The sequence below is a fragment of the Salinimicrobium oceani genome (genome assembly GCF_012037645.1).
Map to the genome: position 1 here is coordinate 1 of NZ_JAAVJR010000282.1, position 570 is coordinate 570.

The following is a 570-nucleotide window of genomic DNA, read 5'->3' on the forward strand; positions in this document are numbered from 1 at the left end:
TAAAATTCATTTCGGTATCTCCCGCATAGTTGGTTAGGTAAGAGGAAATATAAGGCTGGAAGGAAAGCCGTACCTGTGTCTCAATATTTTTGATCCCATGGATCTCACCGTCATAGAGGGAGAATGATCCTTTTTTGTTGTTTACATGGCTCCAGCTATAACGGGTGCCGGTCCTTCTAAAATCCCGTTCCATCTGCAATCCCCACTCCTGAATTTTTTTCTCCGGAAAGCGCAGCTCAGAATAGGGAATAAAAATTTCTGCTATCCAACCTAGGTCGGTAATTTTGGTTTCGCTGTACCATACTGCATTCCAGGAAGAATCTTCAAACCCATTGGTCATTTTAGCATCATACTGCACTCCGGCAGAAGTGACGATAAACTGCATACTCTGCTGCCGGTCATTATAGCCGTTGAGCAGAACAAAAAAGAAATCTGAAGCTCCAATATTGTCACGTTCTGACAGTTCTGTCATGATCTTTGAAGGTTCAGGATCTTTTAAAGTGGCGCCGAAATAGATCCCCAGGTCATCATAAATGATCTTTACTTCAGTATTTAGACTGTCAGGGATCG

Annotated in this window: 1 protein-coding gene; it reads right to left on the reverse strand. The window is 42.6% G+C overall.

Annotated elements, in window-relative coordinates; genetic code table 11:
* Window positions 1-570 (reverse strand): carbohydrate binding family 9 domain-containing protein (locus HC175_RS16735; RefSeq protein ID WP_168139498.1); only part of this gene is annotated, 570 nt, incomplete at both ends.